This window comes from Streptomyces tagetis, assembly GCF_018069565.1.
Taxonomy (GTDB): domain Bacteria; phylum Actinomycetota; class Actinomycetes; order Streptomycetales; family Streptomycetaceae; genus Streptomyces; species Streptomyces tagetis.
In genome coordinates this window covers 329,239-351,753 of record NZ_JAGPNL010000006.1, presented here as the reverse complement: position 1 = coordinate 351,753, position 22,515 = coordinate 329,239, and the positions used below count along the sequence as shown (strand labels likewise).

19 protein-coding genes are annotated in these 22,515 nt (G+C 75.5%); 11 read left to right on the top strand and 8 right to left on the bottom strand.

Going from position 1 to position 22,515, the window contains the following annotated elements; all coding sequences use genetic code 11:
* Nucleotides 1-46: 46 nt before the first annotated feature.
* Nucleotides 47-583 (bottom strand): HNH endonuclease, encoded by a 537-nt coding sequence (locus tag J5Y05_RS22410; RefSeq protein WP_210874831.1) that lies wholly within the window; start codon nt 581-583, stop codon nt 47-49.
* A gap of 333 nt (nt 584-916) precedes the next feature.
* Between J5Y05_RS22410 and J5Y05_RS22405 the strand changes: the two genes are divergently transcribed.
* The 8 genes from J5Y05_RS22405 to J5Y05_RS22370 all read left to right on the top strand — a co-directional run bounded on the left by J5Y05_RS22405 (nt 917) and on the right by J5Y05_RS22370 (nt 13,229).
* A complete protein-coding gene (locus tag J5Y05_RS22405) occupies nt 917-1,993 on the top strand; it encodes a mechanosensitive ion channel family protein (RefSeq protein WP_307854038.1) in 1,077 nt (358 codons plus the stop codon).
* Between the two features lie 192 nt (nt 1,994-2,185).
* Nucleotides 2,186-3,637: a GlnX family signal transduction membrane protein gene (locus tag J5Y05_RS22400; RefSeq protein ID WP_210874829.1), complete on the top strand. Its 1,452-nt coding sequence runs from the start codon at nt 2,186-2,188 to the stop codon at nt 3,635-3,637.
* A gap of 74 nt (nt 3,638-3,711) precedes the next feature.
* Nucleotides 3,712-4,761, top strand: a complete 1,050-nt coding sequence (locus tag J5Y05_RS22395; RefSeq protein WP_210874828.1) for a glutamate ABC transporter substrate-binding protein — start codon at nt 3,712-3,714, stop codon at nt 4,759-4,761.
* 68 nt (nt 4,762-4,829) lie between these two features.
* Nucleotides 4,830-6,143, top strand: a complete 1,314-nt coding sequence (locus tag J5Y05_RS22390) for a coiled-coil domain-containing protein (RefSeq protein WP_210874827.1) — start codon at nt 4,830-4,832, stop codon at nt 6,141-6,143.
* Between the two features lie 17 nt (nt 6,144-6,160).
* Nucleotides 6,161-8,860 (top strand): serine/threonine-protein kinase, encoded by a 2,700-nt coding sequence (locus tag J5Y05_RS22385; RefSeq protein ID WP_210874826.1) that lies wholly within the window; start codon nt 6,161-6,163, stop codon nt 8,858-8,860.
* A gap of 3 nt (nt 8,861-8,863) precedes the next feature.
* Nucleotides 8,864-10,240 (top strand): PP2C family protein-serine/threonine phosphatase, encoded by a 1,377-nt coding sequence (locus tag J5Y05_RS22380; protein ID WP_210874825.1) that lies wholly within the window; start codon nt 8,864-8,866, stop codon nt 10,238-10,240.
* 141 nt (nt 10,241-10,381) lie between these two features.
* Complete coding sequence (locus J5Y05_RS22375; RefSeq protein ID WP_210874824.1) at nt 10,382-11,728, top strand: vWA domain-containing protein; 1,347 nt, start codon at nt 10,382-10,384, stop codon at nt 11,726-11,728.
* Between the two features lie 46 nt (nt 11,729-11,774).
* Nucleotides 11,775-13,229, top strand: a complete 1,455-nt coding sequence (locus J5Y05_RS22370) for an FHA domain-containing protein (RefSeq protein WP_210874823.1) — start codon at nt 11,775-11,777, stop codon at nt 13,227-13,229.
* A 41-nt stretch (nt 13,230-13,270) separates the two neighbouring features.
* Here the strand turns inward: J5Y05_RS22370 and J5Y05_RS22365 are convergent, their stop codons facing one another.
* Nucleotides 13,271-14,293, bottom strand: a complete 1,023-nt coding sequence (locus tag J5Y05_RS22365; RefSeq protein ID WP_210874822.1) for a methyltransferase domain-containing protein — start codon at nt 14,291-14,293, stop codon at nt 13,271-13,273.
* Between the two features lie 77 nt (nt 14,294-14,370).
* On the opposite strand from J5Y05_RS22365, the gene J5Y05_RS22360 reads away from it, so the two are divergent.
* Together J5Y05_RS22360 and J5Y05_RS32660 are read left to right on the top strand one after the other, a co-directional pair.
* Complete coding sequence (locus J5Y05_RS22360; protein WP_210874821.1) at nt 14,371-14,784, top strand: globin; 414 nt, start codon at nt 14,371-14,373, stop codon at nt 14,782-14,784.
* Between the two features lie 190 nt (nt 14,785-14,974).
* On the top strand, nt 14,975-15,382 hold the full coding sequence (locus J5Y05_RS32660) for a hypothetical protein (protein ID WP_210874820.1): 408 nt from the start codon (nt 14,975-14,977) through the stop codon (nt 15,380-15,382).
* 217 nt (nt 15,383-15,599) lie between these two features.
* On the opposite strand, the gene J5Y05_RS32655 is transcribed toward J5Y05_RS32660, so the two are convergent.
* Complete coding sequence (locus tag J5Y05_RS32655; protein WP_210874891.1) at nt 15,600-15,851, bottom strand: hypothetical protein; 252 nt, start codon at nt 15,849-15,851, stop codon at nt 15,600-15,602.
* A 220-nt stretch (nt 15,852-16,071) separates the two neighbouring features.
* Between J5Y05_RS32655 and J5Y05_RS22340 the strand changes: the two genes are divergently transcribed.
* Nucleotides 16,072-17,118 (top strand): ATP-binding cassette domain-containing protein, encoded by a 1,047-nt coding sequence (locus tag J5Y05_RS22340; RefSeq protein WP_372450514.1) that lies wholly within the window; start codon nt 16,072-16,074, stop codon nt 17,116-17,118.
* A gap of 78 nt (nt 17,119-17,196) precedes the next feature.
* On the opposite strand, the gene J5Y05_RS22335 is transcribed toward J5Y05_RS22340, so the two are convergent.
* The 5 genes from J5Y05_RS22335 to J5Y05_RS22315 form a co-directional block, all read right to left on the bottom strand.
* Nucleotides 17,197-17,874, bottom strand: coding sequence for a DUF8010 domain-containing protein (locus J5Y05_RS22335; protein WP_210874819.1), 678 nt, complete (start codon nt 17,872-17,874; stop codon nt 17,197-17,199).
* Nucleotides 17,871-18,290, bottom strand: a complete 420-nt coding sequence (locus tag J5Y05_RS22330) for an acyl-CoA thioesterase (protein ID WP_210874818.1) — start codon at nt 18,288-18,290, stop codon at nt 17,871-17,873. Before J5Y05_RS22330 ends, J5Y05_RS22335 begins: the two co-directional genes overlap by 4 nt.
* A gap of 6 nt (nt 18,291-18,296) precedes the next feature.
* Nucleotides 18,297-19,961, bottom strand: coding sequence for an energy-dependent translational throttle protein EttA (gene ettA / locus J5Y05_RS22325; protein WP_210874817.1), 1,665 nt, complete (start codon nt 19,959-19,961; stop codon nt 18,297-18,299).
* Between the two features lie 135 nt (nt 19,962-20,096).
* Nucleotides 20,097-21,041: an SCO4651 family lipoprotein gene (locus tag J5Y05_RS22320; RefSeq protein WP_210874816.1), complete on the bottom strand. Its 945-nt coding sequence runs from the start codon at nt 21,039-21,041 to the stop codon at nt 20,097-20,099.
* Between the two features lie 34 nt (nt 21,042-21,075).
* Nucleotides 21,076-22,473: a Cys-Gln thioester bond-forming surface protein gene (locus tag J5Y05_RS22315; RefSeq protein WP_247615152.1), complete on the bottom strand. Its 1,398-nt coding sequence runs from the start codon at nt 22,471-22,473 to the stop codon at nt 21,076-21,078.
* Nucleotides 22,474-22,515: the final 42 nt, after the last annotated feature.

Here is a 22,515-nt window from a genome sequence, read left to right as displayed (position 1 = left end):
GCCCGGCACGGTCCGGGCCCCCGGGTGTGCGAAGGCCCGGACCGCGTCAGGCGGAGATGCCGTCGATCCGGGCCAGGGCGTCGTCCGCGCCGTAGGGCTGCAAGTAGGGCAGCCAGCGCGGGTCGCGGTGCCCGGTGCCGATGATCCGCCAGGCCAGACCGGTGGGCGGGGCGGGCGCGTGACGCAGCCGCCAGCCCAGTTCGACCAGGTGCCGGTCGGCCTTGACGTGGTTGCAGCGGCGGCAGGAGGCCACCACGTTGTCCCAGGCGTGCCGGCCGCCGCGGCTGCGCGGGACGACGTGGTCGACGCTGGTCGCGGCGGCGCCGCAGTACATGCACCGCCCGCCGTCGCGGGCGAAGAGCGCCCGCCGGGTGAGCGGGACGGGGCCCCGGTAGGGGACGCGGACGAAGCGTTTGAGCCGGACCACACTGGGCGCGGCCACCGTGACGGTGGCGCTGTGGAGATAGGCGCCGGACTCCTCCAGGCACACGGCCTTGCTTTCCAGGACGAGGACGAGCGCGCGGCGGAGCGGTACGACGCCCAGTGGCTCGTACGACGCGTTGAGAACCAGGACATACGGCACGGACGCCTCCTTGTACGCCGGCGACGCGTGGCTCGCGCCGGGACGATCCGTAGTCAGTTTCCCCTCATGCCTGGTCCGAGCGCCACCATGTCCCGGTAACGGGCCGGGAGTGTTTTCGACCACACCCGTCCCGCGGGGGCGCGGCACGGCCCGCCGCGGGGCGGGTGAGGACCGTCTCTTCCACGGCGTTCGCGCCGGTCCGCACGGCGTGCCCCGTTAGTGTGGTGGTTCTGCCCGTCCGGTGAAATTCCCGTGACCCTGGACCGAGCCCCGGACCGTGATCGCCCGTTCCCCTCGCCGCCGGACGGGCCGCCGCACCTGGAGGTAACCCCCGTGTCCCTGTTCGCCGCCGCCTCGCGGACCGACCCGGCACCGGCCCCGACCGCACCGGCGGTGCCGACCCTCCAGGACGCCCAGGAACACGCGACGAACGCGGCCGGCTGGGTCGAGGAGAACTGGACCACCTGGCTCGCCATCGGACTGCGCGTCCTGCTGATCGTGGTGATCGCCACGGTGCTGCGGGCGGTGGTCCGGCGGGCCATCACCAAGCTGATCGACCGCATGAACCGCACCGTGCAGGCGGTGGACGGGACGGCGCTGGGCGGGTTGCTGGTCAACGCCGAGCGGCGCCGGCAGCGCTCGCAGGCGATCGGCTCGGTCCTGCGCTCGGTGGCGAGCTTCCTCATCCTGGGCACGGCGGCCCTGATGATCCTCGGCACCTTCCAGATCAACCTGGCCCCGCTGCTGGCCTCCGCCGGTGTGGCCGGTGTGGCGATCGGCTTCGGCGCCCGCAACCTGGTCACGGACTTCCTCTCCGGCGTCTTCATGATCCTGGAGGACCAGTACGGCGTCGGCGACAGCATCGACGCGGGCGTGGCCGGCGGCGAGGTGATCGAGGTCGGGCTGCGGGTGACCAAGCTGCGCGGCGACCACGGCGAGATCTGGTACGTGCGCAACGGCGAGGTGAAGCGGATCGGCAACCTCTCCCAGGGCTGGTCCACGGCCGGGGTGGACGTGACCGTCCGCGCCGACGAGGACCTGGACCGGGTCAAGGAGACCCTGGACGCGGTCGCCGAGCGGATGGCCAAGGAAGAGCCCTGGAACGAGATGCTGTGGAGCCCCATCGAGGTACTGGGCCTGGACTCGGTGCTGCTGGACTCCATGGTGGTCCGCGTCGCCGCCAGGACGATGCCGGGCAAGGCGCTCACCGTCGAACGCGAGCTGCGCTGGCGCGTCAAGCGGGCCTTCGACGCGGCCGAGATCCCGATCATGGGCGGCGCCACGGTCCCGGCGCAGGAGGCCGGGCCGGACGCGGCGGCGGCGGTCGCGGCGCCCTCGGCGTACGCCAGCGCGACGTCCCCGCAGTCCCTCGCCGCCTCGCCGCTGAGCCCGCCGAGCACCGCGAAGTAGCGCCCGTACCCTGCGCGCCCGGCCCGCCCGCGCCGGCGGAACCGCACCCGGTTCCGCCGGCGTGTTCGTGGGCGGGGCGGGCGGGGGCCGCTCCCGGCCGCAGTGACGGCACCGGGTCCGGGCCGGGACGGTGCGCGATCCGGTGCGGACAGGGATACTTGGGGCGACGGATGACCCTGGGGGAGGTCAGCAGTGACTCGACCGACGGCGGGCGGCGCGGCGCCGGCACCGGGCACCGCCCCGTCCGCGCTCCCCTCCGTCCCGGCCCAGTCCGGCCCGCGCACCCCGTCCCCGGCCCCGTCGCGGCCCGCCGCCCCGCCGCCCGCGCCCCGGCGCACCGCGTTCGCCGAGGGCGTCGACCGGCTGCGCGCGGCGGCCGTCACCGAACCGGGCCGGCTGCGCCTGGTCGGCGCCCTGCTCGCCGTCCTCGTCGTCGCCTTCGGCGCGGTCACCGCCTGGCAGACCGCCGAGCGGTCCGCCGCCGCCGAGGACGTGCTGACGCGCAGTCAGCCGCTGAGTTCGGGCGCCGCGGCCGTCTACCGCTCCCTCGCCGACGCCAACACGGCCGCCTCCAGCGCCTTCCTCGCCGGCGGTGAGGAGAACGAGGCCGCCCGCGAGGGGTACGAGAAGGGCGTGCGGGCCGCCGCCGAGGGGCTGGTCGCGGCGGCGGCGGCCTCCGGCTCCGACCCGTCCGCCACCGAGCCCGTCACCCGGCTCAACCGCCTCCTGCCCGAGTACAAGGGCCTGGTCGAGCGCGCCCGCACCTACAACCGGCAGGGCTACCCGGTGGGCGGCGCCTACCTGCGCTACGCCGACGAGAAGATGCAGAAGGAGATGCTCCCGGCCGCGGAGGAGCTGTACGAGAAGGAGAACCGGCGGCTGGACGCCGACTACGCCGACGCGCGCGCCCACCCCTGGGCGGCGATCGGCCTCGGTCTCCTCGCGCTCGGCGCCCTCGGCTGGGCCCAGCACCGCGAGTACCGGCGCACCCACCGGGTCCTCAACCGGGGCCTGGTCACCGCCACCGCCGCCACGGCCGCCGTGCTGCTCTGGCTGGCCGCCGGGCAGGGCCTGGCCCGCGCCGGCCTCGGCGACTCCTACGACCACGGCATCCGCTCGCTCAACGTCCTGCACGACGCCCGTATCGCCTCCCTCAAGGCCCGCGCCAACGAGAACCTCACGCTGGTCTCGCGCGGCGCGGAGACGACGACGGTGGACGGAGAGCCGCGCGACGCCTACGACCACGCCTTCGAGCAGAACATGAAGGCGCTCGGCACCGGGCTCGCCGAGGCCCGGCGGCTCGCCGACGACGAGGCCGGGAAGCGCCCGGTCACCGCCGCGGAGGGCGACATGGCCGAGTGGCGCCGAAGGCACGCCGCCGCCCGCGCCCAGGACGAGAACGGCGACTACCGGCGCGCCCTCGACCTGGTGATCGGCGGCAAGGGCGCCACCGCCGAGTGCTTCGACGGCGTCGACGCCTCCCTCGCCACCGCCCTCGCCCACGAGACCCGCCAGTTCCGCGAGGCGGCGGACGGCGGCCGGAAGGCGCTGAGCGGACTGGTCGCGGGCGCCGGGGTGCTGGCCGCGCTGGGCGCGACGGGGGTCCTCCTCGGCATCGGCCGCCGGCTGTCGGAGTACCGGTGAGCGGGTACGGGGCCCGGCGGGGGCGGCAGGGCCGGCGAAGGAGATCCGCCACGGGCGGGGAGAGGAGCGCCAGGATGCGCGTGGGACGGCTGCGGACCGGTCTGAGGGGCTGGGGCGGGGTGGGCGCGATGGCCCTGGTCTGCGCCCTGGCGCTGCTCTTCGCGCTGCTGCTGCCCGCCCTGCACCGGGGCGCCGACGACCTCGGCGCCGGGCCGGACGGCACCGCGCGGCCCGGCGCCCAGGGCAGCCCGGCCCGCGCCGGGCAGGAGTGCCGGGACCCGGAGAAGCAGACCCTCGCCCCCTCCGGCGACGACGGCCCCGCCGTCGAGCGGATCAGGAGCCGCGAGGGCGGGAAGCGCAGACTGGTCGTCGGCGTCGACCAGAACAGCTACCACTGGGGCTACCGCGACCCCAACGGCGGCGACGCGGCCCCGGTCGGCTTCGACATCGACCTGGTGCGCCGCATAGCCGAGGACATCCTCGGCGACCGGGACGCCGTGCAGTTCAAGGCGATCCCCACCGACCAGCGGGTGCGCGCGATCCAGGACGGCCGGGTCGACATGGTGGTCCGCACCATGACCATCACCTGCGCCCGCCTCGCCGACGTCGCCTTCTCCGCGCCGTACTTCAGGACCGGCCAGCAGGTCCTCGTCCCCGCCTCCTCCCCCGTCACCGGCTACGACGCGAGCCTCGCCGGCCGGCGGGTCTGCACCGCCTCCGGCTCCACCGCCCACGCCACGCTGGAACGGGACCGCGAGCGGGGCACCCTGCCGCCCGGCGTCGACTTCGCCACCACCGTCCCCAACCAACTGGACTGCCTGGTAAGGCTCCAGCTCGGCGAGGTGGACGCGGTCGTCACCGACGGCGCCCTCGCCGCCGGCCAGGCCGCGCAGGACCCCACGGTCCGCATCAAGGGGGACGCCTTCACCACCGAGTTCTACGGCGTGGCGATGAGGAAGGACGCCGACGATCTGGTACGCCGGGTCAACCGGGTCCTCGTGGCGTACCGCGGGGACACCGCCGACGGCTGGCAGGCGTCGTACGACCGGTGGCTGGCCCCGACGCTGGGCCGCGACGCGTCGAAGTCCGCGCCGCCGGACCCGCAGTACCTGCGCACGGGCTGAACGCGCGTCACCCGGGGAAGGAACCGGGAAGCAAGCACGACCGAGTCCGAGGCAGCGAGAGGTGATCGATGGGCGACACGGGACCCACCGGGCCGGTGATGGACCGGGACGAGGTGGACCGTGCGCTGGCGCGGCTCGGCGTGGAGCACGAGGCCGTGGAGACCTCGCTCCTCGCCCTCCAGGACCACGCGGGCCGCAGACTCCTGGAGGGCGCCGAACTGACCGGCGTCACCCGGGAGCGCTGGGCCGCGGCGGAGGCGTCCATCACGCTGCTGTGGACCTGCTTCGACGCGTACACCGGCGCGCTGCGCACCGCCCGGGAGATCCGCGCCCGGCGCCGCTGGTCCAGCCGCGGGGACCTGGCGGAACTGACCGAGCTGCTGCGCGGCGAGCCCGTCGCCCTGCCCGGCGGCGTGCCCGCGCCCGGCGCACCGGCCCGGCTCGGCGAGCGGTACTCGCTGGACACGCTCGTGGACCGCATGAACCAGCTCTACGCGGACTGCCTGGACACGGTGGTCGCCGCCGACGCGGTCTGGTCGGCGCTGCCCGCCCGCATCGACCTGCTCGCCGCCGAGCTGGGCCGCACCCGCCGTCTGGCGCACTCCGTCGGCGTCCGGCCGGGCGAGCACCCGGCCGGCGACGACCTGGAGCGGATCACCCGGACGCTGACCGTGCTGCGCGAGCGGGTGGTGTCCGACCCGCTCGCCTACTGGCGCCCCGCACAGGGCAGTTCGGCCCCGGGCGGCGGCCGGCCCGACACCACCGTCTACGACCGGGAGGCGCGGGCCCTGGAGGACGTGCGCCGGGAGATCGACGCGGTGCTGGCGGTCCGCCAGGACGCCGAGCAGCGGATCGTGCGGCTGCGGGACGTGCTCTCGCGCGCCGACCGCACCCTCGCCGAGGCCCGCACCGCGCGCGGCGAGGTGCTGGCGAAGATCGCCGCGACGGAGGTGCCGGTGGTCAGCGGTCCGCCGACCGCGCTCCAGGAGCGGCTGGTGGCCGCCGCCGAGTACCGCCGGCACGCCCAGTGGCACCGGCTCTCCCCGCTCCTGGAAGCGCTGGAGGAGCAGGCCGAGGACGAACTGCTGCGCGCCCGAGAGTCGTTGACGGCGGTCACCGCTCCGCTCGCGGTCCGCGCCGAGCTGCGCGGGCGGCTGGACGCCTACAAGGCGAAGACGGCCCGGCTCGGGCTCGCCGAGGACCCCGAGCTGGTGGAGAAGTACGAGCGGGCGCGGCGGATGCTGTGGAGCGCGCCGTGCGATCTGCGCGTCGCCGAACAGGCCGTGCTGCGCTACCAGCGGGCGGCGGCCGAACTGCTGGGCCCCGCGCCGCGGGTGCCGGGCCAGGGCGGGCCGGCGGACCGGACGGGGCCGGGCGCGTGAGCGGCGGGGAGGGGACCATGAGCCAGGAGCCGCGCGCCTGCCAGCGCCCCGGCTGCGGCGGTATGTACGAGGACATGGGCGGCGGGGAGCTGTACTGCGGCGTCTGCGGTCTCGCGCCGGTCGTGGCGCCGCCGGGGCACGGGGACGGGTCGGTGGGCTCGCTGCCGACCGGGACGACCGGCGGCGCGGGCGGGGCGGGCGCGTCGTCCGGCAGCGGCCGGGGCGCCCGTACGTCCTCGCGGTCCTCCAGGTCCCGGCGGTCGGTGTCGGGGCGGCTGGTCCGCTCGGTGTCGGGCCGGTCGGTGTCGGTGCGCAGTTCGGGCTCGGCGGCCGGCTCGTCGGGGCGGGGGCGGCTGGGGGCCGGGCTGGTCGAGGTCCCGGCGGTCCCGCGGCCCGACCCGCGCGCCATGGTGCTGGAGCGGCCTCAGGTGCCGGAGCGCAAGCGGTTCTGCTCGCGCGCCGAGTGCGGGGCGCCGGTGGGGCGGGCGCGCGGGGAACAGCCGGGGCGCACGGAGGGCTTCTGCACCAAGTGCGGCCACCCGTACTCCTTCGTGCCCAAACTGCGCGCGGGGGACGTGGTGCACGGCCAGTACGAGGTGGCGGGGTGCCTCGCCCACGGCGGGCTGGGCTGGATCTACCTCGCCGTCGACAAGGCGGTCTCCGACCGCTGGGTGGTCCTCAAGGGGCTGCTGGACACCGGGGACCAGGACGCGATGGCGGCGGCCATCTCCGAGCGGCGCTTCCTCGCCGAGATCGAGCACGCCAACATCGTGCGGATCTACAACTTCGTCGAACACCTCGACCAGCGCACCGGCTCCCTGGACGGCTACATCGTCATGGAGTACGTGGGCGGCAAGTCGCTGAAGGAGATCGCCAACTCCCGCCGCACACCCGGCGGCAGGCGCGATCCGCTGCCGGTGGAGCAGGCGTGCGCCTACGGCATCGAGGCGCTGGAGGCCCTCGGCCACCTGCACGGGCGCGACCTGCTCTACTGCGACTTCAAGGTCGACAACGCCATCCAGACCGAGGACCAGCTCAAGCTGATCGACATGGGCGCGGTGCGCCGGACGGACGACGAGGAGTCGGCCATCTACGGCACGGTGGGCTACCAGGCGCCCGAGGTCGCCGAGGTGGGCCCCTCGGTGGCGTCCGACCTGTACACGGTGGCCCGCACCCTGGCGGTGCTGACCTTCGACTTCCAGGGGTACACGACCGTCTACGCCGACTCGCTGCCCGACCCGGACACCATCGACGTCTTCCGCCGCTACGAGTCCTTCTACCGGCTGCTGGTGCGGGCCACCGACCCGGACCCGGCCCGCCGGTTCGCCTCGGCGCGGGAGATGGCGGAGCAGTTGACGGGCGTGCTGCGCGAGGTGGTCTCGCTGCGGACCGGGCGGGCCCTGCCGGCGCTGTCGACCCTGTTCGGGCCCGAGGTCCGGGTGACGGACACGGAGTTGTTCCCGGTGCCGGCCGGGGAGGTGTCCCTGCTGGGCGCCCGGCCGCGCCGGGTCCGCCGACGGCGCGCGGCCCTGTCGTCCGGTGCCGGTGGGGGGCGCGCGCTGCCGGGCGAGGGCGGGGCGCGGGCCGGGGCGCACGGCGGCGGGGGCGCGGGCGCCGGGGCGCACGGCAGCGCGCCGGGCGGGAACGGGGCGGGTGGCTTCGCGGGCCACGTCGACGGCACCGGCTCCGGCTCCAGCTCCGGCTCCGGCGGGGCGGGCTTCGCGGCGGGCGGCTTCGCGGCCGGGCCCGGCGGTGGTGACGTCGTGCCCGCCCTGGTGCGGCCCGTCGACGTGGCCGCCGCCGCGCTCGCCCTGCCGGTGCCCCGCGTCGACCCGCAGGACCCCAACGCCGGTCTCCTGGCGGGGCTGATGGCCTCCGCCCCCGGCGAGCTGCCGGCCGTGCTGGCCGCCGCGCCGACGCCGTCCACCGAGACCCGGCTGCGTCAGGTCCGGGCCCGGCTGGAGCGGGGCGACGCGCCCGGGGCGCTGGAGATCCTGCGCGAGGCGGAGGACGAGCGGCCCGACGACTGGCGGGTGGTCTGGCACCGGGGCCTGGCCGCCCAGGTCACCGGCGACCACGAGGGCGCCGCGCTCGCCTTCGACGCGGTCTACGACGCCTTCCCCGGCGAGATCGCGCCCAAGCTGGCGCTCGGCCTGTGCGCCGAGGTGCTGGGCCAGCCCGACAACGCCGCCGAGTACTACCGCCTGGTCTGGGCGACCGACCCGAGCCATGTGAGCGCCGCTTTCGGCCTCGCCCGGGTGCTGCTCGCCGGCGGCGACCGGACGGGCGCCGTCAACACGCTGGAGTCCGTACCGGAGTCGTCCATCCACTACACCGCCGCCCGGGTCGCCGCCGTCCGGGCGCGGCTGCGACGGCGCACGGCGCCCGCCGGCGACCTGGCCTTCCCGGACGATCTGACGGCCGCGGCGCGACAGGTCGAGGCGCTGGACGTGTACGGTCTGGACCCTGCGCGGCGCGAGCGGCTCTCGGCCGAGGTGCTCGGCTGCGCGCTGGACTGGGTACTCTCCGGAGGCCGGGGCTCCGTCGCTCCCGTCCCCGGAGGGCGGACGCTGCTCGGCAGCACCCTGGACGAACGGGGCCTGCGCTTCGGCCTGGAGCGTTCGTACCGCGCGCTGGCACGGCTGGCACACGGCGGCGAGGAGAGGAACGACCTGGTGGAACGAGCCAACCGCTATCGCCCCCGGACGTGGGTGTAGGCGATGTCGCAGATGCCCCGGCAAGCCGCCGTGCCCAGGTGTCCGGGCTGTGAGGAGCCCCTGGAGCCGGGCGACCGCTACTGCGGCGCCTGCGGTTACGACCTGTCCGCGGTGCCGGCCCCGCCCCCGGACCACCCGACCCTCGCCCTGAACGGCTCGGTGCCCGCCCCGGCCGGCGGCGTGGCCTGGCCGCCCGCCCGCGAACCGGAGGACCCGCAGCGCTCCGCGGCGGCGCACACCCCGGCCGACCTGCCCGGCACCGACTCCGGCGGCTCCCCGCCGCCCGCGCCGCCGCCCCCGCCGCGGGCCCCCGCGCCCGCGCCGGGGCAGTCGTCGGGGGTGCGGCTGGACCGGCCGCGCGAGCCGGAGGAGTACCCTCTCCAGGCACCCGACCCGCGCCGTACCCCCGCCCCGGCGGCCCCCCAGGCGCCCGCCCCGGCCCCGGCGGCCCCGCCCGCCGCGGGCGACCGGGTCTGCGTGGCCTGCCGCGCCGGCCGCGTCGACCACGACGGCTACTGCGAGAACTGCGGGCACGCCCAGCCCCGGGAACGGGACCACATGGAGCAGGAGTACGGCCCCGTCGCCGCCGTCAGCGACCGCGGACTGCGCCACCACCGCAACGAGGACGCCTTCTGCGTCGGCGACACCACGCTGCCCGACGGCGCCCCGGCCGCCCTGGCCGTCGTCTGCGACGGCGTCTCCTCCGCGACCCGCCCGGACGACGCCTCCCTGGCCGCCTCGCGGGCCGCCGCCGACGCGCTGCTGGCCGCCCTGCCCCGCGGCGTCCATCCCCAACAGGCCCTGCACGACGCCATCCTGGCCGCCTCGCACGCCGTCAACGCGCTGGCCGAGGAGCCCGCCACCGCCCGCGAGCAGGCCCCGCACCAGAACGCGCCCGCCTGCACCCTGGTCGCCGCGGTGGTCGCCGCGGGCCTGCTGGTCGTCGGCTGGGTCGGCGACAGCCGCGTCTACTGGGTGCCCGACGACCGCGCCGCACCCCCGGCCCGGCTCACCGAGGACGACTCGTGGGCCGCCCAGATGGTCGCCGCGGGCCTGATGACCGAGGCCGAGGCGTACGCCGACGAACGCGCCCACGCCATCACCGGCTGGCTCGGCGCGGACGCCTACGAACTGGAGCCGCACACCGCCGCGTTCAAACCGGACCGCCCCGGTGTCCTGGTGGTCTGCACCGACGGCCTGTGGAACTACGCCGAATCGCCCGGGGAGATGGCGCGGGTGCTCCCCCGGGACGCCGCCGCCCGGCCGCTGCACGCCGCCCGCGTCCTGGTCGGCCACGCCCTCGACGGCGGCGGCCACGACAACGTAACAGTGGCCGTCGTGCCGTTCCCCGGGCCTCCCGCGCGGGCAGGATCGGCCTGAGGTCTCGCGCGGCGCGGGCCCCCGGCCGGGCCCCGCCGCGGTCGCGGGCGTGCCCGCGGCGGGCCCTCGCGGGCCGCAGGGGGCGGTCCGTACCGGCAAGCGCCCCACCGGCGTGGGGCGCCTAGGGGGATGCGAACCGGCATGGCCAACTTCTCGAAACCGAACGTGCCGCGGTTCTCGGTCGACGTGTACCAGAACGAGTACCTCCCCGAGGACGGCAGCGACGTCGACGCGATCGTGACCGTCACCGCGACCGGCGGCGGCACCCTCGGCGGCGCGCTCACCGCGCTCCGCCACCACGCGCCGGGCGAGGGCCCGTCCGCCGCGGTGGTCCTCATGGTCGACTGCTCGGGCTCGATGGACCACCCGCCCGCCAAGATGCGCAACGCCCGCGACGCGACGGCCGCCGCCGTCGCCGCCCTGCGCGACGGGGTGCGGTTCGCGGTGGTCGCCGGCACCCACGTCGCCCGGGAGGTCTACCCCGGCGGCGGCCGGCTCGCTCTCGCCGGCGCCGGCACCCGGGAGGAGGCGCGGCAGGCGCTGCGCCGGCTCGACGCGGGCGGCGGCACGGCCATCGGCACCTGGCTCCGCCTCGCCGACCGGCTGCTCTCCGCCGCGGACGTCGCCATCCGGCACGCCGTCCTGCTCACCGACGGCCGCAACGAGCACGAGCCGGCCGCGGAGCTGACGGCGGCGCTGGACGCCTGCGCGGGCCGGTTCACCTGTGACGCCCGCGGTGTCGGCACCGACTGGGAGGTGAAAGAGGTCACAGCGATCGCCTCCGCGCTGCTCGGCTCCGCCGACATCGTCGCCGATCCCTCCGGACTCACCGCCGACTTCACGCGGATGATGGAGACGGCGATGGGCAAGGAGGTGGCGGATGTCGCGCTGCGCCTGTGGACACCGGCCGGGGCCACCGTACGGTTCGTCAAACAGGTGGCGCCCAGCGTCGAGGAACTGACCGGCCGCCGTACCGAGTCGGGGCCGCGCGCCGGGGACTATCCGCTCGGTTCCTGGGGCGACGAGTCCCGGGACTACCACGTCCGCGTACGGGTGCCGCCCGCCGGGCTGGGCCGGGAGATGCTCGCGGCCCGCGTCTCGCTGGTGATCCCCGGGGCCGACGGCGGCGTGCGCGGCCTCGGCACCCCGGGACTGGTGCGGGCGGTGTGGACCGACGACCTCGCCGCCTCCACCGCCATCAACCCCCAAGTCGCCCACTACACCGGGCAGGCCGAACTGGCACAGGCCATCCGACAAGGGCTCGAACTCCGCAGAACGGGAGACATCGACGGAGCAACGGCCAAACTGGGCCGCGCGGTTCAGCTCGCCGGAGCCCTGGGAAACGCGGATACGGCGAAATTGCTTGCGAAGGTGGTGGACGTGGTCGACGCGGCGGCAGGTACTGTGCGACTGAAAGCGGCGGTCGGGGAGGCCGACGAGATGACTCTCGAAACCCGGTCGACCAGAACCGTCCGCGTGAAGAAGTGACGCTGTACACCCACGAGACGCTCCGCACGAAGGGGAAGCTACCGACATGCCGACCTGCCCGAACGGACACCAGTCGGGTTCCGACGACTGGTGCGAGGTCTGCGGTCACCGCATGGCCGGTGCCGTGCCGCCCCCGCCGCCGCCCCCGCCCCCCGTCGGCGGTTACGGCTTCCCGCCGCCCGCCGGCCAGAGCGGCCACGGCGCCCCCGGCGGTCCGGGCGGTCACGGAGGTCCGGGTGCGCACGGCGGGCCAGGTGCGCACGGCGGGCCGGGCGGTCCCGGCGGCGGTCCGCAGCTCTGCCCGCAGTGCCGCACGCCCCGTGAGGGCGGTGCGCCCTTCTGCGAGGAGTGCCGGTGGAACTTCCTGACCAACACCGCCACCTCGTACACCCCGGCGGCCCCGCGCTCGTCGGCGCCCGGCCAGGGCTCGCCCTTCCCGCCGCCGCCCGGCCCCGCCTACGGCGGCGGTGACGGCTACGACTACCAGGGCTCGCGCCCGTCCCAGGTGAACCGGCCCGCCGAACCGATCCCGCCCTTCGGCGCCGACCCGTCGGGCCACGGCGGCCCCGGGGGGCACGGCGGACCGGGAGGCCACGGCGGTCCCGGCGGCTACGGCGCTCCGGGCGGCCAGGGCGGCCCCGGACACGGTGGCGGCCCGCCCGGTTACCCGGGTCCCGGCGGGCCGAACGGCCCCTCGGGCCCGCCGGCCCCGCCCGGCTTCGGCCCCGACCCGTCCCGCCCGTCCCCGCCGCCGCCCGGCCCGCCCGGTCACGGCGGACCGGGGGGCCACGGCGCTCCGGGCGGACACGGCGGCCCCGGACACGGCGGCGGTCCGCAGGCGTACCGGCAGTCCGGCCCGCCCGCCCCGCCCGGCTTCCCCCGGGAGACCGACCGGCCCGGCGGCGGCCCGTCCTTCGGCGACGACGACTGGACGATCCCCCCGCCGGCCGACGGCCGGGGCGGTCCCGGTGGCCAGGGTGGTCCGGGCGCTCCCGGCGCTCCCGGCGCTCCCGGCCAGGGCGGTGGCTACGGCTACCCGCACCCCGGCGCCGCCCCCACCCCGCCCGGCCCCGGCTACGGACAGCCGCGGCCTCCGGCGACCTGGACGGCGACCATCGGCCCGGACCGCGAGTACTTCATGGCGATGATGCACCGCTCCGGCCCCGAGGCCGCGGGCCTCAACCTGCCCGCGTACGCGCCCGAGCAGCAGCGCACGCTCTCCGGCAACCAGATCACCATCGGCCGGCGCCGACACTCCACCGGTGACACCCCCGACATCGACCTGGCGGTGCCGCCGGAAGACCCGGGCGTCTCGCACCAGCACGCCGTCCTGGTCCACCAGCCGGACGGCAACTGGGCGGTCGTCGACCAGAACTCGACCAACGGCACCACGGTCAACGGCGGCGAGGAGCCGATCCAGCCGTTCGTGCCGGTGCCGCTCCAGGACGGCGACCGCGTCCACGTGGGCGCCTGGACGACGATCACCCTCCGCCGGGGCTAGGGCCCGTCGCACCGGGGCGGGCCGGGACCGCGGTGGCCCGCTCAGGTGAACGGCCAGGCGTACGGCCCCTCGGGGTCGTCCAGCCACGCCCAGGAGCGGTCGCCGCGGACCGTGATGCCGTAGCGCTCGCGGCCGGGGGCGCCCTCGCGCCGCCACAGCGCGTACGCCTCCCGCGGGTCGAGGCCGCCGCCGCCGAGGGCGAGCAGGAAGCGGAACAGGTCGTCCTCGCGGACCCGGCGCGGCACCCCGCCGAACCCCGTCCGCTCCGGTGCGGACCGGTCCGCGCCGCGCAGCGGCACGAAGTAGGCGGCCGTCGGCAGGAAGCGCCCCTCGGCGTGCCCGGCGTCGTGGACGGTGAGCCGGACCAGTCCGGTGGCGAGCGGGGTGAGTATCCGGCCGCCGGGGCGGCACTGGGCGAGCCAGGCGCGCGGCACGGAGGGCAGCGCGCAGGTGGCGATGATCCGGTCGAAGGGGGCGCGCTCGGGCACCCCGAGGGCGCCGTCGCCGGTGACGACGAGCGGGTGGTGTCCGGCGGCGGCCAGGTTCCGGCGGGCCGACGCGGTGATCTCCGGTTCCAGGTCGACGGTGGTGACGAGGTCGTCGTCGCCGAGCCGGTGGGCGATGAGGGCGGCGTTGTAGCCGGTGCCGGCGCCGATCTCCAGGACCCGGTCGCCGTCGCGGACGTCCAGCGCCACCAGCATCATCGCCATCAGCGAGGGCTGGCTGCTGGAGGAGACGAGTTCCCCGTCGCGGACACGGGTGGCGAGCGGGACGTCCTCGTAGGCGCCGCGCACCCAGCGCGCGCGGGCCGCCGGGTCGGGGTCCCCGCCGGAGCGGCTCCGCCGGCCGCCGGGGCCCAGGGAGTAGGACGGCACGAAGAGGTGGCGCGGGACCTCGGCGAACGCCTCCCGCCAGACCGGGTCGGCCGCGAAGACGCCGGTCAGGCCGATCTCGCGGACCAGCGCGGCGCGCGCCGAGGCGGCGAGGACCTCCACGTCCCCGTCACCGGGGACCTCCGGGTCCCCGGCTCCGTACCGGTCCCAGCCGGGAACGTGCCCGCCCATGTCTCCACGGTACGGGCCGGGCGGTCCGGACGGGGGAGGGCCTAGGACCTGGGTCCTATGCCGCGCCGTCTGAGACCATGGACGGCGTGAACGAGATTGGGCGCGGGCCGCTTCAGGAGCAGACCTTCTACGAGCAGGTCGGCGGGGAGGAGACCTTCCGCCGGCTCGTCCACCGTTTCTACGAGGAGGTCGCGAAGGACCCGCTGCTGCGGCCGATGTACCCGGAGGAGGATCTCGGCCCGGCCGAGGAGCGGCTGGTGCTCTTCCTCATGCAGTACTGGGGCGGTCCCCGGACCTACAGCGAGCAGCGCGGCCATCCCCGGCTGCGGATGCGGCACGTGCCCTTCACCGTCGACCGGGCGGCCCACGACGCGTGGCTGCGGCACATGCGGACGGCCCTGGACGAGCTGGGGCTCTCCGAGGAGCACGAGGCCACCCTGTGGAAGTACCTCACCTACGCGGCGGCCACGATGATCAACTCCCCGGGCTGACCTCCGCCGTCGCCGGGGGCCGTCGGCGCGGATCGCACGTCGGCGCGCGGACCGCATGTGTGCGCAATGCGGTCACCCCTGACCGATATTCGATCACGATCAGGTCAAATCCCATGACCAGAACGATCCCTCCGGCGCCGGTCCTCTGACAGCATCGCCCAGAGGTCTGGACAACAGTGCCGGGGGCCGGGTGACGGGGTACGGGGGGCCGGCGGCGTACGTGTGGCGCCGCGCGCGGGCGCACCGGCGGCTGCTCGCCGCCGCGCTGGGCACCGTCCTGCTCACCACGGCGGTGCTCACCGCCCTGACCGCCTACACCGGCGCCTTCGGCGACGCCGCCCTGCGGGACGCGCTCGCCGCCGCCGACACCTCCCTGGTGGTCAAGGCGGACGTGGGGCGCGAGGGGCGGGCGGAGGCCGACGCGGAGGTGCGCGAGGGCGCCCGCAGGACCTTCGGCGGGCTGCCGGTCACCGTCCTCACGCTGGCCCGCTCGGGCCCGTACGCCCTGCCCGACTCCGTACGGAAGGACTCCCCCGGCGACGGCTCCGGCGAGGGCGAGGGCCCGGCGAGGGCGACGGCTCCGGCGACCCCGACCTGACCTACTTCGCGGCGCTGGACCCCGGGCAGGTGCGGATCACCGAGGGGCGGATGCCCCGGGAGGGCGGCGACCGCGTCGAGGCGGCGCTGCCCGCCGGGGCGGCCGAGCGGCTGCGCCTCCGGCCGGGCGACCGCCTCACCCTCACCGACCGGCTCGGCGGCCCCCGCACCCCCGTGGAGATCACCGGCGTCTACCGGCCCGCCGAGGCCGACGCGCCCTACTGGCGGCTGGACGACCTGGCCGGGCGCGGGGTGCGCTCGGGCGGCTTCACGACGTACGGTCCGCTGCTCGCCGCGCCGCGGGTGCTGAGCGGCGGCCGGGTCAGCACCGGCTCCTCCGGCCGGCCGGCGACCGCCGGCTTCTCGACGGTGACCGCCGAGGACACCGACGGCCTGCGGGAGGCGGCCGGCGAGGGCACGGCGTGGCTGCGCGGGCGGCCCGCGCTCAGCGGCTCCACCAGGGTGACCACCGCCCTGCCCGAGACCCTGGACAGGCTGGACCGCTCCCTGCGCCCTGGCCGAGGGGGGCGGCCCGCCCGGGGGCCTCGGCGTCGATCCGCTGCTCGTCGCGGCGCTCGCGCTGGCGCTGCTCGCCGGGACGGTGCTGACGCTGCGGCTGCTGCCGCCACTGGCCCGGCTCGCCGAACGCCGGGCCACCGGCGGGCGGGGGCTCACCACGGCGCTCGCGGCCTGGCAACTCGCCCGGCGCCCGATGCGCGGGGCGGGCCCGGTGCTGCTGCTGGTCCTCGCCGTGGCGCTGGGCGTGCCGGCGATCGGCCTGGTCGTCCTGGGAACGTTCCCAGGACGACCAGGCGGCCCGCCTACGGCCACGACGCCCTGATCACCTGCGACCGGCTGGTCCGCGTCTTCAGCGCGGACGGCGTGGAGGTGCAGGCGCTCCAGGGCCTCGACCTGCTGGTGCGCGAGGGCGAGCTGATGGCCCTGGTGGGCGCCTCGGGCAGCGGCAAGTCCACGCTGATGAACATCCTCGCCGGGCTGGACACGCCGACCGCCGGCGCGGCCCGGGTGGCCGGGCGCGACCTGCTCACGATGACCGCGCGGGACCGGCTCGCCTACCGGCGCGAGGTGGTCGGCTTCGTCTGGCAGCAGACGTCGCGGAACCTGCTGCCCTGTCTGACGGCGGCGCAGAACGTCGCCCTGCCGATGCGGCCGGCCGGCTCCCGGCGCCGCTTCGCCCGCCGCGCCCGCCGCGCCCGCCGCGCCCGCGGTGAACGGGTCCTGGAACTCCTGGAGTTGCCGGAGGTCGCCGACTGCCGGGACCGCCTGCCGCGCGAGTTGTCCGGCGGGCAGCAGCAGCGGGTCGCCATCGCCGTGGCCCTCGCGGGCGCCCCCTCGGTCCTGCTCGCCGACGAGCCGACCGGCGAACTCGACTCCCGTACGGCGGAGCAGGTCTTCGCCGCCTTCCGCACCGCCAACGAGCGCCTGGGCACCACGATCGTCATCGTCACCCACGACCAGGCGGTGGCCGGCGCGGTCCGCCGCACGGTCGCCATCCGCGACGGCCGCACGTCCACGGACGTGCTGCGGCGCAGCGAGGTGGACGCGGCGACGGGCGACGAGACGCTGGTGGCGCGGGAGTACGCGATGCTCGACCGGGCGGGCCGGCTCCAGTTGCCCGCCGAGTACGCGCGGGCGCTGGGCATGCGCGACCGTGTCGCCCTGGAGCTGGAGCCGGACCACATCACCGTCCGTCCGGACACCGGCGAACACGGGTGACGACACTGCCTGTTGGCACGGGGGCCGCGGTGGTGGTGCGGCGCCGGCCGTCGCCTCTCGGGCCCGGCGGGGGGTCCGTCAGCGGACGCTGATGCCGAGGGCGCCCGCTCCGGCCGTGCGCAGGGCGACCGAGCCGTAGGCGGTACGCAGCCGCAGCCACGCCCCCGAGGAGAAGAGGGCCGGTGCCTCCTCGCCGGGCCCGGCGCGCATGAAGCCCAGCGACTGGGCCGCGTGCACGGCCCGTACCGGGAGGACGGTGCCCTCGACGGTCCGGGACCAGATCTCGCGGCCGGTCCGGTCCAACTCGGCCCGGGTGCGCAGCTCCGGCGCCAGTTCGTCGCTGCGGGAGCGGAACTCGGCGACCCCGGCGGCGACGAGGGCGCGCAGCCGGTCGGGGCCGGGCAGCCCCGGCTCGGGCCGCCAGCCGCCGCGCGGTGGCAGCACCCCGGCCCACGGCGGTCCGGTCACCGCGCCGGGCACGGACGCGGTGGCGGCCGGTTCGTCGACGGTCTCCAGGAGTTCACCGGCGGAGACGGTCACGTCCAGCGTGACGTCGAGGCCGTTCTCGTACGGCTTGGCGAGCCGTGCCGTGCGGATCGCCAGCACCTCGAAGGAGGGCGGGCGGCCGAAGACGGCGAGCGCGGTGCCGGCCGCCTGGAGGCGGACCGCGGCGCCGCGGTCGTAGTGGAGCAGCCGGGAGAGGAAGGCCGCGAGATCCGCGGCCTCCCCCTCGTCGGCCACCTGGAGGACCGTCATGCCGCGACGGCCCCCTCCTCGTCCTCGGCCGGGTCGGTGTACTCCTGGAGGAACTCCCGCTCCTCGGCGGTGATACGGCGGGGCCGCTGTGCCGCGAAGTCGAACGGCACGATCACCGTCGAGGCGCGGACGTAGACCTCGTCACCGTCCTTCACCTCGTAGGAGAGAGTGAAGGAGGCGGCCCTTATCCGCGTGACCCACAGCTCTATGTCCACCGGCCTGTGCCGGTGGACGAGCTGCCGCTTGTAGTCGATCTCGTGGCGGGCCACCACCGACCCCTGCTGGAAGTCCTTGTCCGGGCGGAACAGGAAGTCGATGCGCGCCTCCTCCAGGTAGCGGAGGAAGACCACGTTGTTGACGTGGCCGTAGGCGTCCATGTCCGCCCAGCGCAGCGGGCAGCGGTAGATGTGCCGCAAGACCGATCAGCCCCGTGTCAGCTTCTTGTAGGTGGCGCGGTGCGGACGCGACGCGTCCGGGCCCAGCCGCTCGGTCTTGTTCTTCTCGTACGACTCGAAGTTGCCCTCGAACCAGAACCACTTGGACTCGCCCTCGTAGGCGAGGATGTGGGTGGCGATCCGGTCCAGGAACCACCGGTCGTGGGAGACGACCACGGCGCAGCCCGGGAACTCCAGCAGCGCGTTCTCCAGGCTGGAGAGGGTCTCGACGTCGAGGTCGTTGGTCGGCTCGTCGAGGAGCAGCAGGTTGCCGCCCTGCTTGAGGGTGAGGGCGAGGTTGAGCCGGTTGCGCTCACCGCCGGACAGGACGCCGGCCGGCTTCTGCTGGTCCGGGCCCTTGAAGCCGAACGCCGACACGTAGGCGCGCGAGGGCATCTCGACCTGGCCGACGTTGATGTAGTCGAGTTCGTCGGAGACGACCGCCCACAGCGACTTCTTGGGGTCGATGTTCTCGCGGCTCTGGTCGACGTAGGAGATCTTGACCGTGTCGCCGACCTTGATGGAGCCGGAGTCCGGCTCCTCCATGCCCTGGATCATCTTGAACAGGGTGGTCTTGCCGGCGCCGTTGGGGCCGATGATGCCGACGATGCCGTTGCGCGGCAGGGTGAAGGAGAGGTCGTCGATGAGGACCTTCTCGCCGAACGCCTTGCTGAGGTTGTTCACCTCGACGACGACGTTGCCCAGGCGGGGGCCCGGCGGGATCTGGATCTCCTCGAAGTCCAGCTTCCGCATCTTGTCGGCCTCGGCGGCCATCTCCTCGTACCGGGCCAGTCGCGCCTTGGACTTGGCCTGGCGGCCCTTGGCGTTGGAGCGGACCCACTCCAGCTCGTCCCTGAGGCGCTTGGCGCGCTTGGCGTCCTTCTGGCCCTCGACCTTGAGGCGGGCGGCCTTGGTCTCCAGGTACTTGGAGTAGTTGCCCTCGTAGCCGTGCAGCCGGCCGCGGTCGACCTCGCAGATCCACCCGGCGACGTTGTCCAGGAAGTACCGGTCGTGGGTGACGGCCACGACGGTGCCCTCGTACTTGGCGAGGTGCTGCTCCAGCCAGTTCACCGACTCGGCGTCGAGGTGGTTGGTGGGCTCGTCGAGGAGGAGCAGGTCGGGGGCCTCCAGCAGCAGCTTGCAGAGCGCGACACGGCGCTTCTCGCCACCGGAGAGCTTCTTGACGTCCCAGTCGCCGGGCGGGCAGCCCAGGGCGTCCATGGCCTGCTCGAGCTGGGCTTCGAGGTCCCAGGCGTTGGCGTGGTCCAGCTCCTCCTGGAGCTTGCCCATCTCCTCCAGCAGCGCGTCCGAGTAGTCGGTGGCCATCTGCTCGGCGATCTCGTTGAACCGGTCGAGCTTGCCCTTGATCTCGGCGACGCCGAGCTGGACGTTCTCCAGGACCGTCTTGTCCTCGTCGAGCGGGGGCTCCTGGAGGAGGATGCCGCTCGTGTAGCCCGGCGACAGGTACGCCTCGCCGTTCGACGGCTGCTCCAGGCCCGCCATGATCTTCAGTACGGTCGACTTGCCGGCGCCGTTCGGGCCGACGACGCCGATCTTCGCACCGGGCAGGAAATTCTGGGTGACGTCATCGAGGATCACCTTGTCGCCGTGCGCCTTGCGCGCCTTGCGCATGGTGTAAATGAACTCAGCCAAGAGAAACCGTCCGGCAGCTTAATCAGGCAGTGGGCAGATACACCCCATCTTGCCGCACCGCCACCCCTGGGAGGAAACGAGTACGCGGCGGGGGCTCCGACCTGGGGTTCCCTGCGCTCGCCTGTGACGCTCCCGTCACCGTCGGTGGGCGGCGGGTGAGGGTCGGTCTCGGGCCGCTGGTGTGCCGGCCGTCGGGGCGGGGATGTCGGCGGTGTCCTGAGGGGGCGGGGGGTCGATGGTGGTGGGGTGGTCGAGGGTGAGGAAGGTGATGGTCAGGTCGAGGGGGTCGCCGGGGACGAGTTCCAGGGGCTGGTCCGGGGTGCCGCCTCGGGTCGTGCGGGTCGCGCCGCGCAGGCGGAACCGCCGGGGGCGGTCGTCGGCGTCGGTCCAGAGGTCCATGGTGAGGGGGCCATCGAGGCTCAGGCCCACGAAGGCGTCCAGGCTGTCGATCCGGCGCTCCCCGATCGCCCCGGTCGGAGCGGCGTCGCGGGCGGCGATCAGGCCGGCCATGGTGACCGTGCCCCGGTAATGGGTGGTCCGGGTGCCCTCGACGGTCTCCGTCCCGAGCCTGCGCACGTCCTCGGAACCGGTCAGGAACGTGGACTGCACGAGGGGGCTCGCCTCGATCTGCCGGGGCAGCATGCCGTACGACGTGTTGTCCGCGGTGCTGCCGCCCCACCGGGCCGGGTCGGCCGCCGCCCATGTCCTGCCGCCCAGGACGGAGGGGTCGAGCGCGCCGCCCGCGACGTACATCACGTCGTCGACGAACCGGAGCTCCAGTGGCGCGCCCCGGCCCTGCGCGAGCGGGCTCAGCCGCATGCTCATCGCCACGGGTTCCGTGGTCATGGACGCCTCGGCCGTCACACGTCCCCACTCGGGCAGGGTGGCGCCGACCCGGTACCGGAGGGACGTGATCTCCCGTGCGTTTCCCGCCGCGGTCTCCACCGCAGCCGCCGGCGACGTGGGGTCGGGGGGCGTGCTCCCTCCGCATCCGGCCGTGGTGACGGCGGCGAGGAGCGCGGTGGCCAGGGCCGCGCCCGACGGGCCGCGCCGCCGGGCTCCGCGTGTGGTCCTGTCCATGTTTCTCACGGTCCCGGCGGTCGGTGAGGCGCGGTCAGCTCTGGTCGCGTTCCTCGCGGCGGCGGGCGGCGATGAGGACGGCGCCGCCGATGACGACCAGGCCGATGGCGGTGCCGCCGATCAGGGGCGTGGCGTCGGAGCTGCCGGTGGCGGCGAGGTTGGGGTCGGGGGTGGTGTCGGCGACCGGGACGGCGGGGGCCGGTCCGCTGAGGGTCTGGGGACCGGTGACGGCGGTGGCGGTGCGGGTCTCGCAGTCCAGGACGCCGTTGAAGCGCTGCTCCAGACCGGCCGGGCCGCGCACGGTGAGGTCGTAGGCGCGGTCCTCGGGGAGCGGGACGGTCACCGTGTTCGACCCGCCCGCCGGGACGACGTACTCGGTGCCGAGTGCTTCGAAGGTGAAGGGCTCGTCGCCCTTGTTGTCGGTGGTGATGTCCAGGCCGCCGTCCGTGCAGTTCTTGGTGCCGGACAGGGCGGGTATCGGGCCGGTGCCGGCCCACAGGGCGGTGGCCGCCGCGGAGACGGTCGACTCGCTGGAGCCGGCCAGGATCTGGGTCTGGCTGCGGCTCTCGGAGGCGAAGGCCCGGCCGACCGGCACGGAGGTCGACGCCTGCACGGTCAGTCCCGCCGTGCCGTCGGCCGCGTCCTCCGGCACCTCGAAGTAGAGCTGGGCGCCGTCGCGGACGGACGTGACGGGCTTGCCGTCCTTGTCGACGACCCGCACCTCGCTCGCGACGGCGTCCGCGGGCGGGATCACCGTCGCGCCGGCCGCGTTGGTGTGCACCGTCACCGGGCCGATCCGCTCACCGGGGTGGCCGGAGACCGCGGGCGGGTCCAGGGTGAGGGAGGCCGCGGGCTCGTCGAGGTCGCGGGCGTTCTTCTCCAGGTAGTCGGCGAGCCGTTCGGCGCGGGGCTCCACGGCCTCGACGTCGGCGTGGTCCGAGTAGCGCCAGATGGCGACCTGGGTGCCGGCCGCCGCGTCCTGCTCGGTGAGACCGCCCTTGATACCGGCCTTCTTGGCGAGCGCGGCCAGGTCGTTCACCTGGGGGTAGGAGTTCTGCAGAATCCAGCGGATGCGGCCGGCGTCCTTGTTGACGTGGAGGGAGGTCCCGCTCCAGGGCGTCTCCGCGTACTTGGCGTCCTTCTGCGTGGGGGTCTCGATGTCGACGCAGTAGGTGTGGAGCGTGCCGCCGCCCTCGACGGACATCTCGAACAGGCCGGCCGCGACCTCCTGGTCGCCCTCGGGCCCGTGGATGACGGCGGTGCCGTAGGTCTTGAGGCCGCCTATGGTGGCCGTCGCCCCCCCGTCGCCCCGCTCCGCGTGCCGTCCCGCCGTGTCCTGGGCGGTGGCCGTGCCCGCGCCGGCCGCCACGCCGGCGGCGGCGAGCGCGGACACCAGGGTCGCGGCGGCGAGACGGGCCCCCCGGCCTGGCAGGGACAGCACTGAGCGTGTAGAAAACACCAAACTCCCCTTCGA

Excerpts from the sequence above, each read along its gene's own strand:
- J5Y05_RS22335 (WP_210874819.1), bottom strand. The coding sequence starts at position 17,874 with ATGACGGTCCTCCAGGTGGCCGACGAGGGGGAGGCCGCGGATCTCGCG.
- J5Y05_RS22390 (WP_210874827.1), top strand. The coding sequence starts at position 4,830 with ATGGGCGACACGGGACCCACCGGGCCGGTGATGGACCGGGACGAGGTG.
- J5Y05_RS22395 (WP_210874828.1), top strand. The coding sequence starts at position 3,712 with ATGCGCGTGGGACGGCTGCGGACCGGTCTGAGGGGCTGGGGCGGGGTG.
- J5Y05_RS22380 (WP_210874825.1), top strand. The coding sequence starts at position 8,864 with ATGTCGCAGATGCCCCGGCAAGCCGCCGTGCCCAGGTGTCCGGGCTGT.
- J5Y05_RS22320 (WP_210874816.1), bottom strand. The coding sequence starts at position 21,041 with ATGGACAGGACCACACGCGGAGCCCGGCGGCGCGGCCCGTCGGGCGCG.
- J5Y05_RS22360 (WP_210874821.1), top strand. The coding sequence starts at position 14,371 with ATGGACGGCGTGAACGAGATTGGGCGCGGGCCGCTTCAGGAGCAGACC.
- J5Y05_RS22385 (WP_210874826.1), top strand. The coding sequence starts at position 6,161 with ATGAGCCAGGAGCCGCGCGCCTGCCAGCGCCCCGGCTGCGGCGGTATG.
- J5Y05_RS22365 (WP_210874822.1), bottom strand. The coding sequence starts at position 14,293 with ATGGGCGGGCACGTTCCCGGCTGGGACCGGTACGGAGCCGGGGACCCG.
- J5Y05_RS22375 (WP_210874824.1), top strand. The coding sequence starts at position 10,382 with ATGGCCAACTTCTCGAAACCGAACGTGCCGCGGTTCTCGGTCGACGTG.
- J5Y05_RS22370 (WP_210874823.1), top strand. The coding sequence starts at position 11,775 with ATGCCGACCTGCCCGAACGGACACCAGTCGGGTTCCGACGACTGGTGC.